The 25,856-nt window shown below is 50.6% G+C and carries 18 protein-coding genes; 16 read left to right on the top strand and 2 right to left on the bottom strand.

The window, feature by feature from the left end; all coding sequences use genetic code 11:
• The first annotated feature begins 81 nt into the window (after positions 1-81).
• From GK108_RS17980 to GK108_RS17910, 15 genes are all read left to right on the top strand, one after another.
• Positions 82-414 carry a GIY-YIG nuclease family protein gene (locus tag GK108_RS17980; RefSeq protein WP_212592830.1) on the top strand — a complete coding sequence of 111 codons (333 nt, stop codon included), beginning with the start codon at positions 82-84 and terminating at the stop codon, positions 412-414.
• A 240-nt stretch (positions 415-654) separates the two neighbouring features.
• A complete protein-coding gene (locus tag GK108_RS17975; RefSeq protein ID WP_394366282.1) occupies positions 655-2,874 on the top strand; it encodes a glycoside hydrolase family 127 protein in 2,220 nt (739 codons plus the stop codon).
• A gap of 201 nt (positions 2,875-3,075) precedes the next feature.
• The gene (locus tag GK108_RS17970) at positions 3,076-3,597 is read left to right on the top strand and encodes a VOC family protein (protein ID WP_163951592.1); all 522 of its coding nucleotides are present in this window, start codon (positions 3,076-3,078) and stop codon (positions 3,595-3,597) included.
• Positions 3,598-3,626: 29 nt separating this feature from the next.
• On the top strand, positions 3,627-5,198 hold the full coding sequence (locus GK108_RS17965) for a glycoside hydrolase family 43 protein (protein WP_163951590.1): 1,572 nt from the start codon (positions 3,627-3,629) through the stop codon (positions 5,196-5,198).
• Positions 5,191-6,045 carry a sialate O-acetylesterase gene (locus GK108_RS17960; RefSeq protein ID WP_163951588.1) on the top strand — a complete coding sequence of 285 codons (855 nt, stop codon included), beginning with the start codon at positions 5,191-5,193 and terminating at the stop codon, positions 6,043-6,045. The genes GK108_RS17965 and GK108_RS17960 overlap by 8 nt, the downstream gene beginning before the upstream one ends.
• A 30-nt stretch (positions 6,046-6,075) precedes the next feature.
• The gene (locus tag GK108_RS17955; RefSeq protein WP_163951586.1) at positions 6,076-7,629 is read left to right on the top strand and encodes a carboxylesterase/lipase family protein; all 1,554 of its coding nucleotides are present in this window, start codon (positions 6,076-6,078) and stop codon (positions 7,627-7,629) included.
• Between the two features lie 30 nt (positions 7,630-7,659).
• Positions 7,660-8,832: an esterase gene (locus GK108_RS17950; RefSeq protein WP_163951584.1), complete on the top strand. Its 1,173-nt coding sequence runs from the start codon at positions 7,660-7,662 to the stop codon at positions 8,830-8,832.
• A 98-nt stretch (positions 8,833-8,930) separates the two neighbouring features.
• Complete coding sequence (locus tag GK108_RS17945; protein ID WP_163951582.1) at positions 8,931-10,007, top strand: alpha/beta hydrolase; 1,077 nt, start codon at positions 8,931-8,933, stop codon at positions 10,005-10,007.
• 29 nt (positions 10,008-10,036) lie between these two features.
• Complete coding sequence (locus tag GK108_RS17940) at positions 10,037-11,152, top strand: alpha/beta hydrolase-fold protein (protein ID WP_163951580.1); 1,116 nt, start codon at positions 10,037-10,039, stop codon at positions 11,150-11,152.
• Between the two features lie 216 nt (positions 11,153-11,368).
• Positions 11,369-13,219, top strand: coding sequence for an alpha/beta hydrolase-fold protein (locus GK108_RS17935; protein ID WP_394366281.1), 1,851 nt, complete (start codon positions 11,369-11,371; stop codon positions 13,217-13,219).
• 154 nt (positions 13,220-13,373) lie between these two features.
• Positions 13,374-14,489, top strand: a complete 1,116-nt coding sequence (locus tag GK108_RS17930) for an endo-1,4-beta-xylanase (RefSeq protein WP_163951576.1) — start codon at positions 13,374-13,376, stop codon at positions 14,487-14,489.
• A 259-nt stretch (positions 14,490-14,748) separates the two neighbouring features.
• Positions 14,749-15,762, top strand: coding sequence for a glycoside hydrolase family 43 protein (locus GK108_RS17925; protein WP_212592837.1), 1,014 nt, complete (start codon positions 14,749-14,751; stop codon positions 15,760-15,762).
• 86 nt (positions 15,763-15,848) lie between these two features.
• Entirely contained in the window at positions 15,849-16,910 is a 1,062-nt protein-coding gene (locus tag GK108_RS17920; RefSeq protein WP_163951573.1) for an endo-1,4-beta-xylanase, read from the top strand.
• 111 nt (positions 16,911-17,021) lie between these two features.
• Positions 17,022-19,529, top strand: coding sequence for a glycosyl hydrolase 115 family protein (locus GK108_RS17915; RefSeq protein ID WP_163951571.1), 2,508 nt, complete (start codon positions 17,022-17,024; stop codon positions 19,527-19,529).
• Positions 19,530-19,603: 74 nt separating this feature from the next.
• Positions 19,604-21,550 (top strand): sialate O-acetylesterase, encoded by a 1,947-nt coding sequence (locus tag GK108_RS17910; protein ID WP_163951568.1) that lies wholly within the window; start codon positions 19,604-19,606, stop codon positions 21,548-21,550.
• Positions 21,551-21,632: 82 nt separating this feature from the next.
• On the opposite strand, the gene GK108_RS17905 is transcribed toward GK108_RS17910, so the two are convergent.
• Positions 21,633-24,158: an ABC transporter permease gene (locus GK108_RS17905; RefSeq protein ID WP_246224962.1), complete on the bottom strand. Its 2,526-nt coding sequence runs from the start codon at positions 24,156-24,158 to the stop codon at positions 21,633-21,635.
• A gap of 100 nt (positions 24,159-24,258) precedes the next feature.
• Positions 24,259-24,948: an ABC transporter ATP-binding protein gene (locus tag GK108_RS17900; RefSeq protein WP_163951565.1), complete on the bottom strand. Its 690-nt coding sequence runs from the start codon at positions 24,946-24,948 to the stop codon at positions 24,259-24,261.
• 124 nt (positions 24,949-25,072) lie between these two features.
• On the opposite strand from GK108_RS17900, the gene GK108_RS17895 reads away from it, so the two are divergent.
• On the top strand, positions 25,073-25,786 hold the full coding sequence (locus GK108_RS17895; protein WP_163951563.1) for an arylesterase: 714 nt from the start codon (positions 25,073-25,075) through the stop codon (positions 25,784-25,786).
• The last annotated feature ends 70 nt before the right edge of the window (positions 25,787-25,856 follow it).

The following is a 25,856-nucleotide window of genomic DNA, read 5'->3' as shown; positions in this document are numbered from 1 at the left end:
TCAGGATGACAAAACAGAAAAGACAACAAAAATGAGTCAATGAACGAAAATTTGTAACTCAAGGCCGCTACTATCGTCAGGATGACAAAAAATTCTAAAACCGTAGCGCTTGTGAGTGAATACGCTTTCTATGTTTATATCGTAACCAACCCCGAAAAAACGGTGCTCTATACGGGTATGACAAATGACTTGGTCAGACGGTTACAGGAGCATTATGAATCGCGCGGGCAACCACAGACGTTCGCAGGTAAATACTACTGTCACCGACTCATTTATTGGGAGCATCATCGGTACGTACGTAACGCCATCTCGCGTGAAAAGGAAATAAAAGGTTGGCGGAGAGAAAAGAAGATAGAATTGATCAAGTCGATGAATCCTGATTGGCGATTTCTGAATGATGAGATTCAGTCATGATGACAAGTCGATTTTTTTGTCATAGCGCTTTTTTGTCATCCTGACGGTAGGAAGGATCTTCGGGTGATACAGGAAAACCTTCGCGCTCGAAGATCCTTCCTGTCGTCAGGATGACAAAAAGAAGAGCTTTGGCCGCAAGGCTTTGGTTAAATTGGTGAGAAAAACGAAGTATCTACCTTGAAAACGAACGTAGTATTCATTGCTTTTCTGCTTCTGTTAGGCGGCACGACGTGGGCGCAGATGCAGTCATTTCCGTTGCAAGACGTAAAGCTGACGGGTGGCGCGTTTAAAAAGGCGCAGGATGTTGATCTGACGTACATCCTGGCGCTCAATCCCGATAAATTGCTGGCACCGTACCTGATTGATGCCGAATTGCCGCTTAAAGCCAGCCGCTATGGCAACTGGGAAAGCTCCGGGCTGGATGGGCATATCGCCGGACATTATCTGTCGGCCCTGGCCATGATGTATGCTTCGACAGGCAATGCTGAGATAAAGAAACGGCTCGATTATATGGTTTCTGAACTGGCACGTTGCCAGATGAAAAACGGAAACGGCTATGTGGGTGGCATTCCGCAGGGGAAACTGTTTTGGGAGCGGATTCACAAAGGCGATATCGATGGTAGCAGCTTCGGCCTGAATAATACATGGGTGCCACTCTATAACATACACAAGCTGTTTGCGGGGCTGCGCGATGCCTACGAATATGCCGGAAATAAGCAGGCAAAACAGGTGTTGATTGGCCTGGGCAACTGGTTTATCGACCTCATCAACCCCCTTTCCGACGAGCAGATTCAGCAGGTGCTACGTACCGAACATGGCGGGATCAACGAAACGTTTGCCGATCTGTACATGCTGACAAAAGACAAGAAATACCTCGAAACGGCCCAACGACTATCGCACCGGGCGCTATTGAATCCGTTGATGGAAAAGCAGGACAAGCTGACGGGATTGCACGCCAACACGCAGATTCCGAAGGTAATCGGTTACGAGAAAATAGCCAGTCTCACCGGCAATACTGACTGGTCGGATGCAGCCATGTATTTCTGGCAAAACGTAGCGCAGCAACGTAGCGTGGCGTTTGGGGGTAACAGCGTACGTGAACACTTCAACCCTACGACCGATTTTAGCACCATGCTAAGGTCGAATCAGGGGCCCGAAACCTGCAATTCGTTTAACATGCTGCGGCTGAGCAAAGCGTTGTTTCTGGATAAGAACGAACCCAGTTATCTGGATTTCTACGAACGAACGCTCTACAACCACATTCTGTCGACACAACATCCCGAGAAAGGCGGATTTGTGTACTTCACGCCCATACGCCCGAACCATTACCGAGTGTATTCGCAGCCGGAAACCAGTATGTGGTGCTGTGTAGGCTCCGGGCTGGAAAACCATACCAAATACGGCGAATTAATCTACAGCCATTCCACCAATGACCTGTTTGTCAACCTATTTATCCCGTCTACGCTGAATTGGTCAGACAAGAAAATACAGTTGACTCAAAAAACGGAGTTCCCCTACCAGAATCAGTCTGAACTGGTTCTAAAACTAGCGAAACCCCAGACGTTTGGGCTGAATATTCGGCATCCGAAATGGGCGGAAAATTTTACGGTGCTGGTCAATGGGGAGCCGCAGAAAATAGACAGCAAGCCATCAACTTACGTAACGATAAACCGGAAGTGGAAAACGGGCGACAAACTGACCGTTCGTTTCACTACGGCTACGCAATTGGAATATTTGCCCGATGGCTCCAACTGGGCTGCTTTTGTGCATGGTCCGATTGTATTGGCCGCCAAAACATCGACCAATGATCTGGATGGGTTGTTTGCCGACGACAGCCGCATGGGGCACGAAACCAAAGGCAAACTGTATCCGCTCGACAAAGCCTATGCGCTGATTGGCAGTCCGGATACGTATCATTCCCGAATCAAACCGGCTGACGGGCTGACCTTCCAGTTGGATTCGCTGACGCTGCAACCGTTCTACGCCATCCACGACGCCCGCTATCAGATGTATTTCCAGACATTTACGCAGGCGAACTACGACGAGCAGAAAGCCCGGCTGAAGCAACAGGAAGCAGCAGCCCTGGCGCTCGATGCGAAAACGATCGATAAGGTCAATTGTGGTGAGCAACAACCCGAAGTCGATCACGCGTTTAAAGGCGAAAAAACGGAATCGGGCTACGATGACGAGCGTTTTTGGCGACGAACCCGTTCGGCCATATCCTATGAACTACAAAACAAAGGACAGGCGGGTAAATTTCTTGATGTCAGTGCTTTGGATACCATACCGATAGCCAATATCAGTTTCCTTCTTAATGACAAGCCCGCTGAAGTAATCGTTAATGATGGTAAAACCGTTCGACTGAAAGCGAGCGATGACACGGTAATAACGCTGAAAATCGTTGCCGGCAACGGAAAAAACACTCCTCGTTTTTCTCAAATCAGACTTCTAAAAGACTAAAAATCGATTCATGCGCCTGATGATCAGAGAAAGGGAAATTTGTTGTTAAATTAAAAAGTGTCAATTTGACACAGTTAACCATAAAGTATTGAATGTACCTGTGTTTTTCGACAAGATTTACAGCCGGGCCGCCGGAGGGATCAACAGGATGTGCCGGACAAAAAACATGTCAATCATGTCGAAGAAAAATTTCAAAAACGTATGAAAAAATCAACGGCAAAATGGCTTCTGGGATCGCTCATCCTGTTCATCGGTGGGTTGGCGCAGGCGCAATCCAATTTTAGTAGCAAAGTCATTGGTATAGGCGTAGTCGTCGCTGACCTCGAACGCTCACTGGATTTTTATGTCAATGGGATTGGCATGGTTAAAACAGGCAGCTTCACGATCAATGATGACTTTGGAAAACGATCCGGCCTGACGAATGGAGTACCAGTAGCCGTTACGATGCTGAAACTGGAAAACAGCGCAGAAGCCACCGATTGGAAACTGATGAGCTTCGGCAAAGCGGCTTCTCATCCGAAACCCAAATTCATTCAGGATGATACGGGTATGCAGTACATCACGATCAATGTAAAGGCGCTTAAGCCCATCATCGACCGACTAACGCAGATGAAGGTTCCTTTTCTGGGTAGTACGCCCACCCAACTGAATGCGAACGCACATTTTGTACTCGTGCAGGACCCCGATGGAACCTTTATTGAACTAATTGGCCCACTGGAATAACCGAAGAAAACCGTAACTGACTCACTGACATGAAAACTGCATTGTTTCGCTCTGCTCTGATACTGGTATTGTTGTTGACACAGCTTCTGGCAAACGCGCAAACGGCTCACAACCCGATCATTTTCGCCGATGTACCGGATATGGCCATGATTCGCGTAGGTGATACGTACTACATGAGCAGTACAACCATGCATATGAGTCCGGGCTTACCGATCATGAAGTCGAAAGATCTGGTGAACTGGAAACTGGTTGGGTATGCCTACGATACGTTGGCGAGTGTCGATGCGCTCAACCTGACCAATGGCAAGAGTACATACGGACGTGGTTCGTGGGCTAGCAGTCTTCGCTACCATAACGGTACGTTCTACGTTACTACGTTTGCCCAGACCACGGGAAAAACCTACGTGTATACCACCAAAGACATTGAAAAAGGCCCCTGGAAAGAAACTTCGTTTTCGCCATCTTACCATGACCATAGCTTATTTTTTGATGACGACGGCCGGACGTATCTGATTTATGGCGCGGGTAAACTCAAACTACTTGAACTCAATGCCGATGCGTCGGGTGTAAAGCCGAGCACAACTGAGCAGGTACTGATTGAAAACGCCAGCACGCCATCCGGTACGGGAGGGGGCTTACCGGCTGAGGGTTCGCAACTCTTCAAGGTTAAGGGCAAATATTACCTCTTCAACATTACCTGGCCCAAAGGTGGTATGCGAACTGTGGTCATTCATCGGGCCGATAAACTAACTGGTCCCTGGGAAGGACGAGTCGGTTTGCAGGATTTGGGCGTAGCCCAGGGTGGCCTGATCGATACGCCCGATGGCAACTGGTTTGCCTACCTCTTTCGCGATTTTGGAGGTGTAGGCCGGATTCCTTACTTGGTTCCCGTTACGTGGGAAGCGGGCTGGCCCGTATTGGGTATCAACGGCAAAGTACCCGAAACCCTTGCTTTACCGGCCAGCAAAGGCCTGATCCCAGGCATCGTGCACTCCGACGAATTTAGCCGCAAAAAAGGCGAAGCCCCACTTCCGCTGGTCTGGCAATGGAACCATAACCCCGACAATAGTCTCTGGTCTATCGCTGATCGGAAAGGGTATTTGCGACTTAAAACGGGACGTATCGATACGTCGTTTGTGCAGGCTCGAAATACGCTTACCCAACGTACCATTGGCCCGGAATCGACTGGGGCCACCGCCCTCGACGTAGCGAATTTGAAAGATGGCGACTTTGCCGGATTGTGTCTGTTGCAGAAAAATTACGGTCTGGTAGGCGTAAAGCGCGACAATGGGCAAAACGCCATCGTGATGGTGAGCGCCAGTTCGGGCAAAGCGATTGAGGTGCAACGCGTACCACTCAGCCAGAAAACGGTTTATCTGAAAGCCGAGTGCGATTTCAAAGACCGGAAAGACACGGCGAATTTCTTTTATAGCCTCGACAACAAAACCTGGACCCGCATTGGCGAACCGTTGAAAATGCCTTATACCCTGCCGCATTTTATGGGTTATCGGTTTGGCCTATTTAACTACGCCACTCAACAAGCTGGTGGCTATGTCGACTTCGATTATTTCCGCATTCTGGACGCAATCAACCATGAATAAGCTTCCCCTACTCATCATTTTTTTCCTGTTTGTACTGACTTGTTCAGCGAGCGCCCAGGACCCCAATTTCCATATTTACCTCTGTCTGGGACAGTCGAATATGGAAGGTCCGGCCCCCATTGAACCGCAGGATACGACTGTCAGCTCCCGGTTTCAGGTGCTTTCGGTGCTTGATTGCCCCGATTTAGGCCGTAGTAAAGGGGATTGGTACGTCGCCAAACCTCCTCTATTTCGCTGCAACACACGTCTGTCGCCTGCCGATTATTTTGGCCGTACGATGGTCGCCAATCTGCCCGATAACATCCGGGTGGGCGTGGTGCCCGTAGCCGTTGCGGGTAGCAAAATCGAAATCTTTGACAAGAGCCGTTATCAGGCCTATCTGGATTCATCAGCCGCAGAAAGGCCCTGGATGATCAATATGGCGAAGCAATACGGCGGTAACCCCTACCAACGACTAGTGGAAATGACCAGGTTAGCCCAGCAAAAAGGCGTTATCAAAGGCATTCTGCTGCATCAGGGCGAATCGAACACGGGCGATAAAGCCTGGCCCGCCAAAGTCAAAAAAATATATGACGATCTGCTCGCTGACCTGCAATTACCACCCAATTCAATTCCTCTGCTGGCTGGCGAACTGGTCAACGCGGATCAGGAAGGTAAATGTGCCAGTATGAACCCGATCATTGCTACGTTGCCCCAAACGATACCGCAGGCGCACGTCATTTCATCGAAAGGGCTGCCCGCCGTTCCCGACAAGCTACACTTCACCTCCGAAAGTATCCGAAAATTCGGCCGTCGCTACGCCGTAGAGATGTTGTCGCTGATGGGGTATAAGGCCAGCGCGGAGTAAACACCAAAATCCACCTAAACCCTTAAAACCATGAAACAACTGGCGCTTTTCGTTACGTTCCTGGCGACCTGTATGGCCTTTGCCCAACAACCGTCCCCCGTTAAAGTCGACGGTGGACTCGTTCAGGGCGGGACAGAAGATGGCTTAACCGTCTACCGGGGGATTCCCTTTGCGGCTCCCCCCATCGGAGATTTACGCTGGAAAGCCCCCCAGCCCGTAGAAAAATGGGACGGTGTGCGCGAAACGAAAAAATTTGCCCCAGCTCCCATTCAGGGCGGCAACCCACCGTCGGGTAAAAGCGAAGATTGCCTGTACCTGAACGTATGGAGTCCGGCAAAATCACCCAGCGAACGCCTGCCGGTGCTGGTCTGGATTTACGGGGGTGGATTTAGCTTCGGCGCTACGTCGGAACCCAGCTACAGTGGTGAAAAGCTGGCGAAGAAGGGCGTTGTGCTGGTTAGCATTGCGTACCGGGTTGGACAGCTTGGTTTTCTGGCTCACCCGGAGCTAAGCGCTGAAAACCCGCATCACGTTTCAGGTAATTACGGGTTACTGGACATGATTGCCGGTCTCAAGTGGGTCCAGAAAAACATTGCCGCGTTCGGTGGTGATCAGGGCAAGGTGACCATTTTTGGTGAGTCGGCGGGGGGCATTGCCGTTAGTATGCTGTGCGCGTCGCCACTGGCGAAAGGTTTGTTTCATGGAGCCATCTCGCAGAGTGGCGGTTCATTTGGTCCGTCCCGCCCTACTACGTATCCGGGAGAGAATTTAAAACGTCTTCGCGAAGCCGAAAAAGGCGGAGAAGCCTATACCCAATTAGCGGGCGCTTCGTCCATTGCTGAACTACGTAAGATCGATGCCGACAAACTGCCGGGAGGCCGTGGACCCGGAATGGCGTGGCCGATTATCGATGGTTATGTAATTCCAGACGATCAATACAAACTCTATGAATCGGGAAAATACAACCACGTACCGGTTCTGGTTGGCTATAATTCCGACGAAGGAGCTAGTTTTGGTCCACCAAAAACCCCGCAGGAATATATCGAAAACACCAAAAAGCGCTACGGCAAATTCGCCGACGATCTACTGAAAGCGTATCCGGTCGGGACGAACAACGTACCGAAATCCGCCCGCGATCTAATGCGTGATGCAGCCTTTGGCTGGCATACCTGGAGTTGGGCAAGGCTCCAGGCCCAAACCAGCAAGACGAAAGTGTTCTACTATTATTTCGATCAGCACCCCGACTACCCCGCTGATTCGCCCAAAGCAGGCTATGGCTCAGGCCATGGACAGGATGTTTCCTACGTGTTCGAACACCTCGATCCGTCGAACCCGCAAACGACCAAAACCGATCTGGCTATTTCGGAGGCAATGGGCACCTACTGGACCAATTTTGCCAAATACGGTGATCCCAACGGTAAGGGCGTTCCTCAATGGCCAGCCTTTAGCGAGACTAATCCCACGGTGATGTATTTCAGTCAGACACCACACACCGGCCCCGTTCCCGATGCCGCTTCCCTGAACGTACTGAACAATTACTTCAAATGGCGACGTACCGCCGAAGGGGAAGCCTGGGCCAAGTAACAACTACGTATCCTAAACCCAACTGAAACGATGAAAAGACCTATTCCCTTCTCCTATCCGAACCGGTTGTTTCTACTATGGTTCTTGTGTTGCCTATCGGGTTTGGCCTTTGCCCAGCCACCCCGCGGCCCGCTGGTAGTATCTCCCCAGATCAACGACGACAAAACCGTTACGTTCCGATATCTGGCACCAGCCGCCAGCGCGGTAAAGCTGAGTGCTCAATTCGAGAAAGCCCCCGTTCCTATGACCAAAGGCGAGCAGGGTATCTGGAGCGTAACGGTTGGCCCCGTTAAGCCCGATATTTATCCCTACAGCTTTCAGGTCGATGGCGTAACGGTTATGGACCCGGCTAACGTAGCGTTTTTCCCCAATGAGCGCTTTAAAGCCAGCCTGGTTGATGTTCCGGGCGACAAGCCATTAATACATGCCATGCGCGATGTGGCACACGGTGCGGTTACGTATGAATATTACCCGTCTGTGTCGGGCACAACGGGTTCTGTGGTTGTTTATACGCCACCAGGATACGACAAAAATACGTCGCAGAAATATCCCGTCTATTACCTCATTAGCGGTACGACCGACACCGAAGAAACCTTCTTCAAAGTAGGCAAAACCAACCTGATTCTGGACAATCTAATTGCCGACGGCAAGGCAAAACCCATGATTATTGTGATGCCGTACGGAAATATTGCGGCCCGTATCGCTGAGCAGAAAGGCGGCAGCAAACCCGCCGATCCAACCGTCCGCGATGGCGATGATGCCATCAAACGGGCCAACGATTTCGGCAATGATCTGATTGGCAATATTATCCCCTATGTCGACAAGAACTACCGTACCATTGCAGACCGTAACAACCGGGCAATCGGCGGATTCTCGCGCGGTGGCGGCCAAACCCTTCGGGCGGCTTTTGGCCATATGGACAAGTTTGCGTGGGTGTGTAGCTACAGCTCGTATCTGTCGCCCCAGGAAATGGACAAAAACTTCCCACAGATAGGCAGTAATCCCGACAATACGAATAAGCAACTGAAACTGCTGTGGGTCAGCGTAGGTAGCGACGATTTTCTATACAAAGGCACCGTCGAATTCATGGACTATCTGAAGGCTAAGAAGGTGAATTACAAAAGCCTGATCACCGACGGTGGCCATACCTGGATGAACGTCAAGAAATACGTCGCCGAAACCACGCCACTATTGTTCCAATGACACGGCATTTTTGTCATCCCGACCGGTCCGCCGGTGCGGCAGGAGGGATTACAAAACGACTCATTTTGATCTGTTTAACCAAATAGATTTCCAATCTCATGAAACCTATCAACTATCTCCTATACACCCTTTTTCTTTCGGTCGGTGTGGTTATGGCCCAACGCCCGCCCGCTATCAGTTCACCCGATGTGCACCCCGACCATAGCATTACGTTCCGCTATTTTTCGCGCAATGCCCAGAAGGTTACCCTGAATGGCGAGTTTCTAAAAGCTCCGGTCGCGCTGACAAAAGATACATCCGGTATCTGGAGCGTTACGGTGCCCCCCGTCAAGCCCGACATTTATCCCTACAGCTTTCGGGTCGATAGCGTGGAAGTGGCAGACCCGAACAATACGTACATTTTCGCCAACGAACGCTTCAAACGGAGCATTGTCGACATACCGGGCGACCAGCCACTGATTCATTCGCTTCAGAACGTACCGCATGGCAAAATCAGTTATCGAACGTATCAATCCACGACGCTGGGTCGGCCACGTAGCGTACTGATTTATACCCCACCCGGTTTTAATCCGACTGGCAAAACCAAATACCCGGTGCTTTACCTGATTCACGGCGGCTCAGATACGGAAGAAACCTGGACCAAAGTGGGACGCGCCAACCTGATTGCCGACAATCTGATTGCACAGAGTAAAGCCAAACCCATGCTGATCGTAATGCCGTACGGCAATGTGCGGCCAAGCCCGATGCCTGACTTTACCAAAGACATGGTAAATGACATTGTGCCGTTCGTAGAAGCCAACTATCCGGTACTGAAAGACAGCAAAAACCGGGCGGTGGCTGGCTTCTCGGTGGGTGGTGGCCAAACGCTGAACATCGGCCTGACCAACCCCGACAAATTCGCCTATGTATGTTCCTACGCACCGTATACGGCTACGGAAGAGTTCCAGAAAAACTTCACCAACTGGTCGCCTAATGCCGACCAGATGAACAACCAGTTGAAACTATTCACGATCAGCGTCGGAACCGAGGATTTCCTGTACGAACCGGTGAAGCAAAACATAGCCATGTTCAAGGAGAAAGGACTAAAACCCAACGCGCAGATTGTGCCAGGCGGCCATACCTGGATGAACTGCAAGCTCTATCTGGCCACGACCTTGCCACAGCTTTTTAAATAGGTACAAAACACCCCCAAACCCTTACCAAAATGACAACTAAAACAATAGCCGCGTTCGTTGTAGCCGCTTTAACCAGTGCAACCAGTTTCGCACAGTCAAGCCAAACCGTACTAGAGGATTTCAAACCCTCTACGCTCAATCAGCCGGGACAGGAATACCCGCAGGTCAACTCACAGGGCTACGCCCGCTTCCGCATCAAGGCGCCCAAAGCCGATAGTGTGCGCGTGAGTCTGGGTCTGGGCGGCCGTGGAGGCACTATTCTCACTAAAGGCGACGACGGTTTCTGGACGGGTACAACTGCCGGGCCGATGGACGAAGGATTCCACTATTACAACGTAACGATCGATGGCGGGAAGTTTAACGACCCCGGTGCCATGAATTACTACGGCTCCGTCCGGTGGGAAAGTGGTATCGAGATCCCCGCTCACGATCAGGAGTTTTATGCGCTGAAGAACGTACCGCATGGCAACGTGCAGCAGATTCTGTTCCCATCCAAAAGCACCAATATGGCGCGCCGGGCTTTCGTCTATACGCCACCCGGTTATGAGAAAGACAAATCGAAAAAGTATCCCGTATTGTATCTACAACACGGCTGGGGTGAGGACGAAACGGCCTGGAGCAATCAGGGACATGCGAACCTGATCATGGACAATCTGATTGCCGAAGGAAAAACTAAACCCTTCTTGATTGTGATGACCTACGGTATGACCAACGAAGTGAAATTTGGCAAGATCAGGGAGTTCAAAATCGACCCGTTTCAGACCGTTTTAGTAGACGAACTGATCCCGTATGTAGATGCCAACTTCCGTACGCTCACTAACCGCGACAACCGGGCGATGGCGGGGTTATCGATGGGCGGTATGGAAACCAAAATGGTTACCCTCAACAAGCCAGAAATGTTCGGATACTATGGCCTGCTCAGTGGCGGTGTCTACGCGCCAGAGGATCTGAAGGACAAGCCTAAACCGAAACTTGTTTTCATTAGCTGCGGTAGCAAAGAACGGCCAGACGGTGTTCAGAAAGCGGCTACGGACCTGAAAGCCGCTGGTTATAACGCCGTTTCCTACGTTTCCGACAAAACAGCTCACGAGTTCCTGACCTGGCGCCGGAGCTTGCACGAACTGGCCCCGTTGCTATTCAACTAGATTTTGATTTTTTCTGTCATCCCGACGTCAGGAGGGATCTAAGCGCGGCACAAAAAAATGTTCTCGCTCGAAGATCCCTCCTGACGCGGGATGACGAAAATTCCTGTCAAAAAACCCATCTACAACATGAAGAAAAATGTATTGCTAACCTGGTCGTGTGTTGCGCTGGCGGTAGTGCTGGGGACAACGACTCACGCTCAACCGACGGATAAAGAAATGCCGAAAGGCTTCGATCAGGCTCGGGCGGGTATTCCTGTCGGGAAACTTGACTCAGTTCAGTACGCGTCAAAAACCGTAGGAACAACCCGCAAAGCCCTGATTTATACACCACCGGGTTATTCCAAAAAGAAAAAATACCCGGTTTTGTATCTGCTGCACGGCATCGGGGGCGATGAAAAAGAATGGCTCAAGGGCGGCAATCCGCAAATCATTCTGGACAATTTGTACGCCGACAGGAAGCTGGAGCCGATGATCGTAGTAATGCCGAACGGACGGGCTATGAAAGACGACCGCGCCATTGGCAACATCTTCGAGAAAGACAAAGTGGAAGCATTTGCTACGTTCGAGAAAGATTTGCTAAACGACCTCATTCCGTTTGTCGAGAAGAAATACGCTACGTTGACCGATCGCGAACACCGGGCCATTGCCGGTTTGTCGATGGGCGGGGGACAATCACTGAATTTCGGTCTGGGTAATCTGGATAGGTTCGCGTGGGTGGGCGGATTCTCGTCGGCTCCCAACACAAAAGTACCACAGGAGTTATTCCCCGATCCGGAAGCTGCCAGAAAACAGCTAAAGTTACTCTGGATTTCGTGTGGCGATAACGACGGCCTGATCACGTTTAGCAAGCGGACCCACGATTATCTCTACGAAAAGAACGTACCGCACGTGTACTACGTCGAATCCGGCGTACATGACTTCAAAGTCTGGAAAAACGGGTTGTATATGTTCTCTCAGTTCCTGTTTAAACCGGTCGATACGTCTATACTCACCCAATACACCGTGTTGGGAACGCCCGCATCTACAAACGTACGGAACGCCAAATACCCGCAGATTCTGCCCGACAATCGGGTCGTATTTCGGGTAAAAGCACCCAACGCGCAGAAAGTGCAGATCGACCTGGGCAAAAAGTACGACATGGTGAAAGACACCGCCGGTTTCTGGAACGTAACAACCGATTCGATCAGTCGGGGAATTCATTACTACTCGTTGCTAATCGACGACGTAGCGGTAGCCGATCCGGCCAGTGAAACATTTTACGGCATGAGCCGGATGGCCAGCGGCATTGAAATACCGTATCGCGAAGGCGGATTTTACGCCCTCAAAGACGTACCGCACGGCGATATTCGAATCAAGCGCTACTTCTCCAAAGCCCTGAACACCTGGCGCGACATGTATGTCTATACGCCACCCGGCTATGATGCCAGTACGTCAGAAAAATACCCGGTCTTGTATCTGTTGCATGGTGGTGGCGAAGATCAGCGGGGTTGGGCCACGCAGGGCAAAACCGACCTGATTCTGGACAACCTGATCGCCGAGAAAAAGGCGAAGCCCATGCTTATTGTCATGATGGACGGGAACGTAGCAAATTCGGGTGGCCTTGCCGGATTTAATGAGAACGTACTGAAAGCCTTCGAAAATGAATTAAAAGTGGGCGTCATTCCCTTTGTCGAAAGCAATTTCAGAGTTGAAACGGATGCGAAGAATCGGGCGCTCGCCGGTTTGTCGATGGGCGGTTTGCAGACATTGTACGCGGGTATTAAAAACACCAATATGTTCTCGTCTCTGGGCGTGTTCAGTTCGGGCTGGTTTGCAAATACCCCCAAATTATCCGACCCGCAATATGCCTTCATGAAAGAGAACGCCAGCACGATCAACAGCAACCTCAAAAACTTCTGGATTTCGCAGGGAGGCAAAGAAGACATTGCGCATCAGAACGGCCAGATCATGATGAAAAAGTTCGATGAGATGGGGATCAAGTACACCTACAGTGAGTATGCCGGTGGTCATTCCTGGCCGGTGTGGCGGCACGATCTGTTCATGTTCGCACCCTTGCTGTTTAAGTAATTTTTGCCGTCTTTCTTTGTCATCCTGACGATAGGAAGGACCTTCGCTAATAGTGATTTTTTCTTTTCTACCCGAAGGTCCCTCCTACTTCGGATGACAAAAAAGTAGAAAAAAGAACCCGCTTCCTGAAGCTCAACAGATAAAATAATTCCTTATGCTAACCCAAAAAACCATCCTGACGCTCGGTGCGGCTATATTTACACTGGCCAGCTTCACTACGGAGCCGGGTACCATTCTGGAACCCTCTATCCCATCGCTGAAAGATGCGTTCAAAAAGGATTTTGGTATCGGAACGGCGCTAAACACGGCCCAGATTGACGAGCGGAATCCCAAAACAACGGAGTTTATTGCCCGACAGTTCAACATGGCTACCCCTGAGAACGTCATGAAGTCGGCACTGCTCCATCCAAAGTGGGATACCTATACGTTTGAAATGGGCGATAAACTGATCGAATTCGGGAAGAAGCATAACATCAAAATAAACGGGCATACCCTGATCTGGCACAGTCAGTTACCGGCCTTTGTACGGGGGATTCACAGCCAGGATTCAATCCGAACGTTCTTTACGGACCATATCAATACGGTGGCCGGACATTATAAAGGCAAGGTATTCTCGTGGGATGTGGTCAACGAAGCGCTCAACGAAGACGGTACGTTGCGGAAATCGGTTTTTCTGCAACACCTGGGCGACAATTACGTGACCGAAGCGTTTCGACTGGCACAGGCGGCCTCGCCCAATACAGAGCTGTATTACAACGATTACAACAACGAGCAGCCAGCCAAACGGGCGGGCTGTATTGCTCTGATTAAAAAGGTGAAAGAGGCCGGGGTACGTATCGACGGCGTAGGGATTCAGGGTCACTGGCATGTGGGTCGAGTACCCCTGAAAGATATTGAAGAAAGTATCGTTCAATATGCGGCTCTGGGCCTGAAGGTCATGTTTACGGAGCTGGACCTCGAAGTATTACCCCGAAACGTTCAGGGAGCCGATGTCGGCCAGCGCATGGCCAGCAATGCCACTACCAACCCCTACCCCAACGCCTTGCCCGATAGCCTACAACAGCAACTTGCTACTGATTATGAGTCTCTTTTCAAGTTATTCCTCAAACATAAAGATAAAGTCACACGCGTGACGTTTTGGGGCGTCAACGATGGCGACAGTTGGCTGAACAACTGGCCAATCCGGGGACGCACCAGTTACCCACTGCTGTTTGATCGGAATGATCAGCCTAAACCTGCTTTTTACAAGGTAGTGGCACTGGCGAAGTAAACTTTAGAGTGCCTGGCAATCTGAACAGGCGCTCAATTTCGCTGACTGTTGATAAGCCAGCTTTTTTCATGCTGACGCAGGAAGCATCTTCGCAAAAGCCATTATTGCATCAGCCGAAGATGCTTCCTGCGTCAGCATGAAAAAAATTCTCCCTTGTTCTGCGAAAAATCAACCAGGATTAATGAGTAAACAAAACGATAAAATGACGTACCAACCCTTTCTACAACGATCGCACAAAACCCTTGCCCTGGCTATCCTGATGGGTTGTTCAATGACCGCCTTCGCCCAAACCAACGGCGGCAAGAATCCGATTTCCCAGCCATTGGTATCGCATATTTACACCGCAGACCCGTCAGCCCACGTTTTTAACGGCAAAATTTACATCTACCCGTCGCACGATATCGATGCCAAGGATGTCAGAGAAGACGACGAAGGCGGGCATTTCGCCATGCGCGACTACCACGTACTGTCGCTGGATAAGATTGGCGGCCCGGTTAAAGACAACGGTGTCGCGCTCGATCTGAAGGATGTTCCCTGGGCGGGGCGTCAACTGTGGGCACCTGACGCTACGTACAAAAATGGTACGTATTACCTGTATTTCCCGGCCAAGGACAAACAGGACATTTTCCGAATTGGCGTAGCCACCAGCAAAAGCCCGACGGGACCATTTAAGGCCGAGCCAGAACCGATTAAGGGGAGTTATAGCATCGACCCGACAGTCTTTCAGGATACCGACGGCAAAGCCTATCTCTATTTCGGCGGTATCTGGGGTGGTCAATTACAACGGTGGGACGGCAACCAATATCATCCGAATGGCGCGTTGAAAAAGAAAGATGAGGTAGCTTACCTGCCCCGCGTGGCCCGGCTAAGCGACGATATGAAGTCGTTTGCCGAACCAGTTCGGGAAATTCAGTTGCTGGATGAACATGGCAAACCCTTTCTGGAGAAAGACAACGACAAACGCTTTTTCGAAGCGGCCTGGATTCACAAATACAACGGCAAGTACTATTTCTCGTACTCGACCGGCGATACGCATAATCTCTGCTACGCCATCGGCGACAATCCGTACGGGCCTTTTACCTACAAAGGCATCGTGCTAAAACCCGTTCTGGGCTGGACCAATCACCATTCAATTGTGCAGGTAGGTAACAAGTGGTACCTATTCTACCACGACGTGCAGTTATCCGGCAAAACCCACCTGCGCAATGTGAAGGTGACGGAACTGACGCACAATGCGGATGGGACCATTAAGACGATTGACGCGTATAACTAATTTTTTTTTGACAGGATGAACAGGTTGACATGATTATTTAGCTCGATACATCCTGTAAATCCTGTCAAAAACAACCACTCAATATCATGAAAAAGCTACTCCCTTATTCTCTTATAGCCTTGTCGGTTGCCTTCATTGCCCCCGAAAAGGGCCTGAAAGACTACTATAAAAATTACTTCCCCATTGGCGTAGCGGTTAATCCGCGCATGGTCCAGCCGGGGCCGGATGCGGAGCTGATCAAAGCGCAGTTCAACAGCATGACACCCGAAAATGCCATGAAAATGGGACCAATTCACCCGGAGGAGGACCGCTACAACTGGAAGGATGCCGACGCCATTGCCGAATTTGCTCAGCAGAATAACATCAAACTGCGGGGTCATACGCTTTGCTGGCACAATCAGACACCACGTTGGTTTTTTACCGATGCTGAAGGTAAAACGGTGAGTCGGGACGTACTACTGGCGCGTCTGAAAAAGCACATTACCGACGTTATGGGGCATTACAAAGGCAAAATTTACGCCTGGGATGTGGTGAACGAAGCCGTTCCCGACACGGGAACAAGCATCTATCGGAAATCGAAATTTTACGAAATCATTGGTGAGGATTATATCGAAAAGGCATTTCAGTACGCTCACGAAGCAGACCCGTCGGCGCAGTTATTTTACAACGATTACAATACTGAAAATGCCACCAAGCGGGAGAAAATTTACCAGTTACTCAAAAAGCTGAAAGCCAGGGGCGTGCCCGTCAACGGCGTGGGCTTACAGGCCCACTGGTCGATTTATGAACCGACGAAACAGGAACTGGAGGAATCTATCAACAAGTTTGCGAGCCTGGGACTGAAAATACAGTTCACCGAGGTTGATGTTTCCGTTTATCCTAAAGAGCACGAACGTCGGGAACGTCGCGATACGGACAAAAGCGAATTTACGCCGGAGATGGCTGATAAACAGGCAGCTCACTACAAAATGCTGTTCGAGGTATTTCGCAAGCATCGCGACAAAATCACCGGCGTTACGTTCTGGAACCTGACCGACAAATATTCCTGGCTGGATAATTTCCCTGTTCCGGGCCGCAAGGATTATCCGTTGCTGTTCGACCAGAATGGCAAGCCCAAGAAAGCCTACGAAAGCGTTGTGAAATTTTAATTTTTTGTCATCCCGACCGGTCCGCCGGTGCGGCAAAAAATATGAAAAATGGAGTATGAAAGCTGCCAGTCAAAGGCCTGAAATACACTATCTCACGTTTAAAAAGTAACGATGAAAGTAATCCTGAATATAGTGTTAATCCTGTTGGTCTCAGCCTCTGGCTGGGCCCAGGGCGTCCTTGCTGAGAAGTCCCCGTTCGCGGTTACGGAAGCGGTCATTTACGTGGATAATGGAGAACCTGAACTGGTAAAAACGGCTGCAACCTTGCTACAACAGGACATCGAGCGGGTCACGGACAAAAAAATACCTATTGTTACGAGCATCGATCAAGTCCGTAAAAACGTCATTGTGATCGGTACGCTCTCCGAGTCGGCTTTGCTCAAACAGCTGGTTGCCCGGAAGAAACTAGATGATAAAAGCATTCAGGGCACTTGGGAAGCTTCGTTAACTCAGATGGTTAAGAACCCAATGCCGGGAGTTGCTCAGGCACTCGTCATTACCGGTAACGACCGTCGGGGCGCGGCTTACGGTGTCTTTGAACTGTCGAAGCAGTTTGGCGTGTCGCCCTGGTACTGGTGGGCCGACGTACCGGTTACGAAACGCCAAGAGCTTTTTGTCAAGGAAAACATCAAGCTGACAGATGCACCGAAAGTAAAATACCGGGGCATTTTCATCAATGACGAAGCACCGGCGCTTTCTGGCTGGACGAAGGAAAAATTCGGCGGCTTCAACCATCAATTTTACGAGAAGGTTTTTGAACTCATCCTCCGCCTGAAAGGCAATTACATCTGGCCCGCCATGTGGGGGAATGCCTTTTATGCCGACGACTCACTGAATATCAAAGCCGCCGACAAATTTGGCGTCGTCGTCGGAACGTCGCACCACGAACCACTGATGCGGGCACACGATGAATGGCGACGTTTCGGCAGTGGCCCGTGGAACTACGAAAGCAACAAGGAGAAACTACAGCAATTCTGGCGCGATGGTATCAAGCGGGCAACGAACGAGAAGATTGTCAGTATCGGGATGCGGGGCGACGGCGACGAGCCCATGTCGCGGGAAACCGCTACGTCACTGCTGGAACGTATCGTGGCCGACCAGCGTACCATCATCAGCGACGTAACGGGCAAACCGGCTTCTGAAACGCCACAGCTTTGGGCTTTGTACAAAGAAGTGCAGGAGTATTACGACAAAGGAATGCGGGTACCGGACGACGTAACGTTACTGCTTTCTGACGACAACTGGGGCAATCTCCGAAAACTGCCCCGGCTGAGCGAAAAACCCAGGCAAGGTGGCTACGGCATTTATTATCACTTCGATTACGTGGGTGGGCCACGCAATTACAAATGGCTGAATACAAATCCACTACCCCGAATCTGGGAGCAGATGCATCTGGCCTGGGAATACAACGTTCGGAACATCTGGATTGTCAACGTAGGCGATATTAAACCGATGGAATTTCCGATTTCCTTCTTTCTGGACTATGCCTGGAACCCCGAAAAAATCGACGCTGATCAGCTAACAGCCTATACCGAACAATGGGCCGCCAACCAGTTTGGTACACAGCATGCGAAAGACATCGCCTTTTTGTTGGCCCGATACGCTAAGTACAACTCCCGTCGAAAGCCTGAACTGCTCGATGCCAATACGTATAGCCTCGCAACGGGCGAATGGCAGAAAATAACGGCAGAATATACGGATCTTCTGACAAAAGCAGAGGCCATCAACAACCAATTGCCAGCCAATGCCAGAGACGCTTATTTTCAGCTGGTACTGCATCCGATCAGAGCCTGTGCAAACCTGAACAATATGTATTATCACGTAGCGCTGAACAAAGACGCTTATCAGCATAAGTGGCAAGAAGCGAACCAATACGCCGATAAAGTGAAGGAGTTGTACGCCAATGATTCGCTGATTACGCAGCAATATCATCAACTCAACAATGGCAAATGGAACCACATGATGAGCCAGACACATATTGGCTATACGTACTGGCAGCAACCCAACCGGCAAAAAATGCCGACCGTACGCTACGTCCCATCCGATTCTGTAGTTGCGCGCACCGTTACGCCAGCTCAGTCAACCAAAAGAGGTATTGCTTTGGCGGCCGATCAGTACACGAAAGCGATCAATACGAACGGGATTCACTGGAAGATATTACCTGATCACGGACGAACGGGCTCAGCGGTAACTCCTTTTCCCGTAACAGCCAGCGAGCAGAAGCCTGTCGGTAATGCGCCCCATTTAGCGTACGAAATCGTTGCCGATCGGGCGGGAGAGTTCTCTATCAATGCGTACTTTTCTCCAACGTTAAATTTATTTCGGGACGAAAACGGCCTGCAATACGCCATATCAGTGGATGATGAAGTTCCGCAAATCATTAGTCTGAACAAAGAAGACAAAACCAGCGACAAAGGTATCTGGAACAAATGGGCGGCAGAGAATATCATCATGAAGTCCAGTAAACACACCATCGCCCAACCCGGAAAACATACCGTCAAATTCTGGATGGTGAATCCGGGCGTGGTTCTGCAAAAGCTAGTCCTTGATTTTGGTAGTCTGGAACAAACCTATCTTGGCCCGGAAGAGACCTCTAAAAACTCTTTTCGACAGGATTAACAGGATTCCTATATTATTATTTCTGTCAGCAGGATAAGAAATCATATCAACCCCGTAAATCCTGTCAAAAAACGATGAAACGCTTAACATTACTCTGCTTACTACTGCTAACCGTCAGCCTTTTAACGCACGCCCAGCTTCGTTTACCTAAGTTGATCAGTAACGGTATGGTACTGCAACGGGACGCCACGATCAAGGTTTGGGGGTGGGCCAGTCCGGGCGAGCGTATTACGGTGCAGTTCCAAAAAAAGACGTACAAAACCGTAACTGGGGCCAATGGGCAGTGGCAAGTAAAGCTGCCGCCCATACCTGCGGGTGGTCCGTTTACGATGGACATTACCGGAAAGTCCCGGATTGAGCTAAAGGATATTCTAGTTGGCGATGTCTGGTTTTGCAGCGGTCAGAGCAACATGGTTCACCAACTGAACATTCACGACGTAACGTACGCCCGGGAAATTGCCGAAGCGAATTTTCCACAAATCCGGCAGTTCTGGATACCAACGCTGACGAACCTGCAAGGCCCTCAAAACGATCTGCCAAATGGGCAATGGAAAGCGGCTGTGGGAGAAGATGTTCGCCCATTTTCGGCCGTCGCGTATTTCTTCGCCAAAACGATTCACCAGAAATACAAAATCCCTGTCGGCATCATCAACGCCAGCGTGGGCGGCACCCCCATAGAAGCCTGGACAAGTGAGCAAGGACTGGCTTCGTTTTCGGACCTGACTGCGACTATCGACAAAAATAAAGACACCGCCTACGTCAACAGCCTCACCCGGCGCCCACCCGCAACAGCCAGCCGACCCGCTCCGCCGGTCGATTTAGGGCTGGAAGGGCCGAGCAAATGGTTTGATGTGTCGTACGTACCGAAGGGGTGGCGCCCGATTAACGTACCGGGTTATTGGGAAGATCAGGGTATCAAAGACCTGAACGGCGTGGTCTGGTACCGCAAAGAAGTAGACATTCCCACGTCGATGGTGGGCAAATCAGCTAAGGTTTTTCTGGGACGTATCGTTGATGCCGACGAGCTGTATATCAATGGTAAACAGATTGGCCGCACTACGTATATGTATCCGCAACGGCGGTATCCGGTCCCGGCAGATGTCCTGAAGGCTGGAAAGAACGTATTTGTTGTGCGCGTGACCAACAATGGCGGTAAAGGCGGTTTTGTTCCTGATAAGCCGTATTGTGTGTTCGCCGGTGCCGACACCGTGGATTTAAAGGGGACCTGGTTCTACAAAGTTGGTACCGTATATCGGCCATTCGCCGGTAACGGTTTTGGTGGCGGCAATGCAGCCGGGGGCATCAACGCGCAAAATCAGCCGACGGCGTTATACAACGCTATGGTAGCCCCGGAAATCAACTACGCAATCAAAGGGTTTTGCTGGTATCAGGGCGAAAGTAATGCGGGTAAACCGCAGGAATATACCGCGCTGCTACCCGTTTTGATCAAGGACTGGCGACAAAAATGGCAGCAGGGCGATCTTCCTTTTCTGTACGTGCAGCTTCCCGGGTTCATGGACTACAACTACCTGCCTTCAGAAAGCGGCTGGGCAGTGCTACGGGAAGCGCAACTAAAAGCCTTGTCGGTGCCCAACACGGCTATGGCCGTAGCCATCGATCTGGGCGAGTGGAACGATATTCACCCCGACAACAAAAAAGACGTGGGCGACCGACTGGCCCTGGCAGCCCTGAAAACAGCCTACAATGAAAATCTGGTAGCGTCGGGTCCAATATTTGCCTCATCTAAAACTGACGGAAATAAAATTATCCTCAGCTTTTCCAACGTAGGTAGTGGGCTGATCACCAACGACGGCGAAGCATTGAGTGAATTTGCTATTGCGGGACCGGACAAAAAATTCGTCTGGGCGAAGGCTAAAATCGAGGGGAATAACGTAGTAGTCTGGAGTGATGACGTAGCCAATCCCCAATACGTCCGCTACGCCTGGGCCGACAACCCGGTTAATCCAAATCTGTACAACAAAGAAGGCTTGCCTGCATCACCATTTAGGACGGATCAATAGACTTTAAATAGAACACGGATTGGTATGATCGGTATGATTTACTGCTTTTAATGAAATCATACCGATCATACCAATCCGTGTTCTACACCTCTGAACGTAGTATTTCCAATGGCGAACGCACCAATACGTCGCGGCTATTGAACAGACCAATCAATATCGTCAATCCCGTTACTACAACGGTAACCACCAGCAGTGGCACTATGTCGGGCCGATACGGTACGTCAAAAACGAACTGAGCCAGGGCCCACGTTCCCACAACCGACAACAGAATGCCCGATAAAGCCGCCAGAAAGCCTAACAGACCGTATTCCAGCGCCGTGATACGTAGTATCTGACTACGGCTGGCTCCGAGCGTACGTAGCAAAACACTCTCCCGCATCCGCTGATATTTGCTGATCACGACCGAGCTGCCTAAAACCAGCAAGCCAGTCAGAATGCTAAACAAGGCCATAAACTGAATCACGAACGACACTTGCCCCAGAATCTCATCCACTGTTTTAAGAATCAGTCCCAGGTCAATAGCCGATACGTTCGGAAAACGATTCACCAGATCCCGCTGTAATACGGCCGATGTTTTGTTATCGGGAACCCGTGTCATCAGAACATGGAACTGCGGGGCCTGCTCCAGTACGCCCGCCGGAAAGACAACCACAAAATTGGTCTGTACGCGATTCCATTCCACCTCGCGGGTTCCGCCAACAATGGTTGGAATAAGCATGCCCTGCACGTTGAAATTGAGCGTATCGCCCAGTTTAAGATGCAGTCGATCCAGAAAATCTTTTTCTATCGATACGTAGATGTTCCCATTGGCCTGATAGGGCATTTTGCCAGCAGCCAGCTTTTCCGACGAAATCAACGTATCGCGATACGTAACGCGGTATTCGCGCGTGAACGCCCAGCTTGGTGTTTTCTGCGTCGTATCCTTCTTCGTTACGTCGGGATGTTTACCGTTTATATCGGTAAGGCGCATCGTTACAACCGGCACATCCTGCAACACGGGCAATCGCTGCTGCTGAACCAACGACCGAACGCCCCCAATTTGCTCTTTCTGAATATCGAACAAAACCATATTGGGCTGATTACCACTCGCCGACAATTCGACCCGTCCGAGCAACAATCCCTGCGTTAGATACAACGTAGCAATCAAAAAAGCACCTAGTCCAATGGCCGTCACCAGAATCAATGTCTGGTTGTTGGGCCGATACAAATTAGCCAGACTTTGCCGCCAGACGTAACTCCAGGAAGCCGGAAAAAAGCTACGGACCAGCCATATCAGCCCTAAACCCAGTAAGGTCAGAATGCCAAACGCCACTGTCAGCCCACCCGTAAAGCCAAGAGCCAGCATCAGATTATTGGTTTGCCAGTAGGCGAATCCAACAATGAACCCAACCACCAGCAGATAAACCAGCCAACGTAGTGGATCACGCCCACTCAGATCATCTTCGTATGATGTTCGCAAGGTACGTAGTGGAGATACGTTACGAATAGCCAGCAACGGCATCAGGGCAAACAGTATGGAGATCAGTAATCCTGTACCAATTCCTCCCAATATGGCCGGGCCGGACAACGTAGTGTCGACTGACACCGGCAAAAACCGACCAAAAACCTGTGGGAGAACAAGTTGTATGGCAGAACCAATTATAGCACCCACTGTAGCGCCGATCAGTCCCATCAGGGCTGTCTGTACCAGATAAATCAGTAAAGCCTGTCGTCCGCTGGCCCCGAGTGTCCGAAGAATGGCCACCGACGTAATTTTCTCCTTAACATATAATTGTACGGCACTGGCAACACCCACGCAACCCAGCAACAATGCCACAAACGCCACCAGACTCATGTACTTGGTCAGGTCAGCAAACGAACGACCGGTTTGTCGTTTACGATCGGCTACCGTATCGGCGTTAATCCCTTCTTTATCAAATACAGATTCGTATTTCTTGATAGAAGCGCCCACATCGGTTCCGGGCGTAAACTGGTAATAATATTTGTAGGCGATTCGGCTACCGCGCTGCAATAGTCCCGTACCCGCCAAAAACTGGTTCGGCACAAACACCGTTGGCGCTACTGTGGCCGCAATAGCCGCCTGTCCGGGCGTTTTTGTGACTCGGCCCGCAATCAGAAACGACAGATTTCCCAACCTGACCGAATCGCCCGGCTGTGCGCCCAATTGAACTAATAGTCCATCATCGACCAGAGCAATACGACTCTGCGCCTGCCGAAAAGTCTGAACCGCCGACGCGGGCTCAACCTCCCAGGTGCCGTAGTACGGGAAATTACCTTCCAGCCCTTTCACCTGCGCCAGCCGCACTCCTCCCGTCTTGGGAATGGACACCAACGACGCAAACGACACCTCATACGCCCGATCGCGGCCCAGCGTTTTGACCAATTGCTGGGTTTTCGCTGACGGCGGCCTCGACCACGATAGAGTGAGGTCAGCTCCCAGAAGTTCACGGGCCTGCTCATCAATGCTACGGGTCAGGTTATCCCCAAACGAGTTAATCGCTACCAATGCGGCAATGCCCAGCACGATGGCAGACATGAACAACAACAACCGTTGTCGGCTTCGGCGACTGTCGCGCCAGGCCATCCGAAAAAGCCAGGAGAAATTCATACGTAATACATTACAGTTGATTACAGCGGAACACAGAATGCTGGCAACGTAGCAAAGTACCGATTTTCGTTCCGGTTCCTTCTTTTGGTAGCTTCTGTTGTTAGATACTAGTCGCTACCTGCGTATCCGACACAACCGTTCCTCCCTTGATGCGAATGACTCGTTGTGTTTTGGCCGCCAGGTCCAGATCGTGCGTTACGAGCACGAGTGTTGTCCCAGCCTCGCGGTTGAGTTCAAAAAGCAGATCGATCACCGTTGCGCTGGTGTCGGTATCGAGGTTGCCGGTTGGTTCATCAGCGAATAACAGTTTCGGCCGATTGGCAAACGCCCGCGCCAACGAAACCCGTTGCTGTTCCCCGCCCGATAACTGGGTCGGATAATGATGACCACGAGACCCTAAACCCACCCGTTCCAGGAGACTTTGCGCCGTTTTCTGCGCTCCTTTTTCGCCACGTAGTTCCAGAGGAATCATTACGTTTTCCAGTGCGGTAAGGGTAGGCAAAAGCTGGAAATTCTGAAAGATAAACCCAACGTATTGATTCCGGACAGCCGCCCGCTCATCTTCCGACAGCTTGTCCAGTTGAATATCGTTCAGATAAACACTACCCGACGAGGCATGGTCCAGTCCCGCACATAAACCCAGTAAGGTTGTTTTACCACTACCCGAAGGCCCAACGATTGAGAACGTATCGCCCGGTTCGAGCGAGAAGTTAACCCCATGCAGAACCGTTAGCTCACGGCCACCGCTTTGATAGGTTTTTGTAAGATTTTCAACGCGTAGAATACTCATGAAACCCAAAAGGTTGTTCTAAACAAAGAGATGATGGAGATTTACACGGAAAATTAGAAATTGGGGACTACGTAGCAGAGCGCCCACCGTTCTCCATGTTGTACTCGTAACGACCATAAAACCAATGAAGTTCTTAGACATTCGCCAAACGTTGTATTCTGTGATAAGCGGACTCATGCTCTGCTTAACGGTCTGGGGATGCGGCTCATCCGACACCAAAAAAGAAGCAACCACTACGTCTGACTCGGCAACAGCCGCTACCAACAGCGCATCAGCCTCCGCCCAAAAACCTATTATTCTGTTTTACGGCAACAGCCTGACCGCTGGTTATGGCGTAGAACCCGCTCAGGCTTTCCCGGCTCTTGTCGGTCAGAAGATTGATTCGGCCGGGCTCAGTTATCAGGTCGTTAACGCTGGGCTTAGTGGTGAAACAACCGCTGGTGGCAAAAGCCGCATTAGCTGGGTAATGCGCCAACCCGTTGCGGTATTTGTCCTGGAGTTAGGTGGTAACGATGGCTTACGGGGCATTCCGCTGAAGTCAACCCGCGACAATCTGCAGGCCATTATGGACACTGTCCGGCTAAAAAGTCCACAGGCAACCATCGTGCTGGCCGGTATGCAGATTCCCCCGAATATGGGTACGGATTACACCAAAGAGTTCAGAGGTTTATTTAAAGAGCTAGCCGACAAAAACAAGGCCGTTCTGATTCCTTTCCTGCTCGAAGGCGTCGGCGGAATTCCTAAACTAAACCAGCCCGACGGCATCCACCCCACCCCCGAAGGGCATAAAATTGTAGCAAAGAACGTCTGGAAGGTACTTGAGCCAGTGTTGAAGTAAAAGCAATGAATGTTGTATCATAAATGGGCCAAGCGCACATCCATGATATAATGGCTATCATACCTCTTTC

The sequence above is a fragment of the Spirosoma terrae genome (assembly GCF_010435915.1).
In the GTDB taxonomy this organism is placed as follows: domain Bacteria; phylum Bacteroidota; class Bacteroidia; order Cytophagales; family Spirosomataceae; genus Spirosoma; species Spirosoma terrae.
Note: the sequence above shows the minus strand (reverse complement) of the source record. Positions and strands in the feature narration are given on the sequence as shown.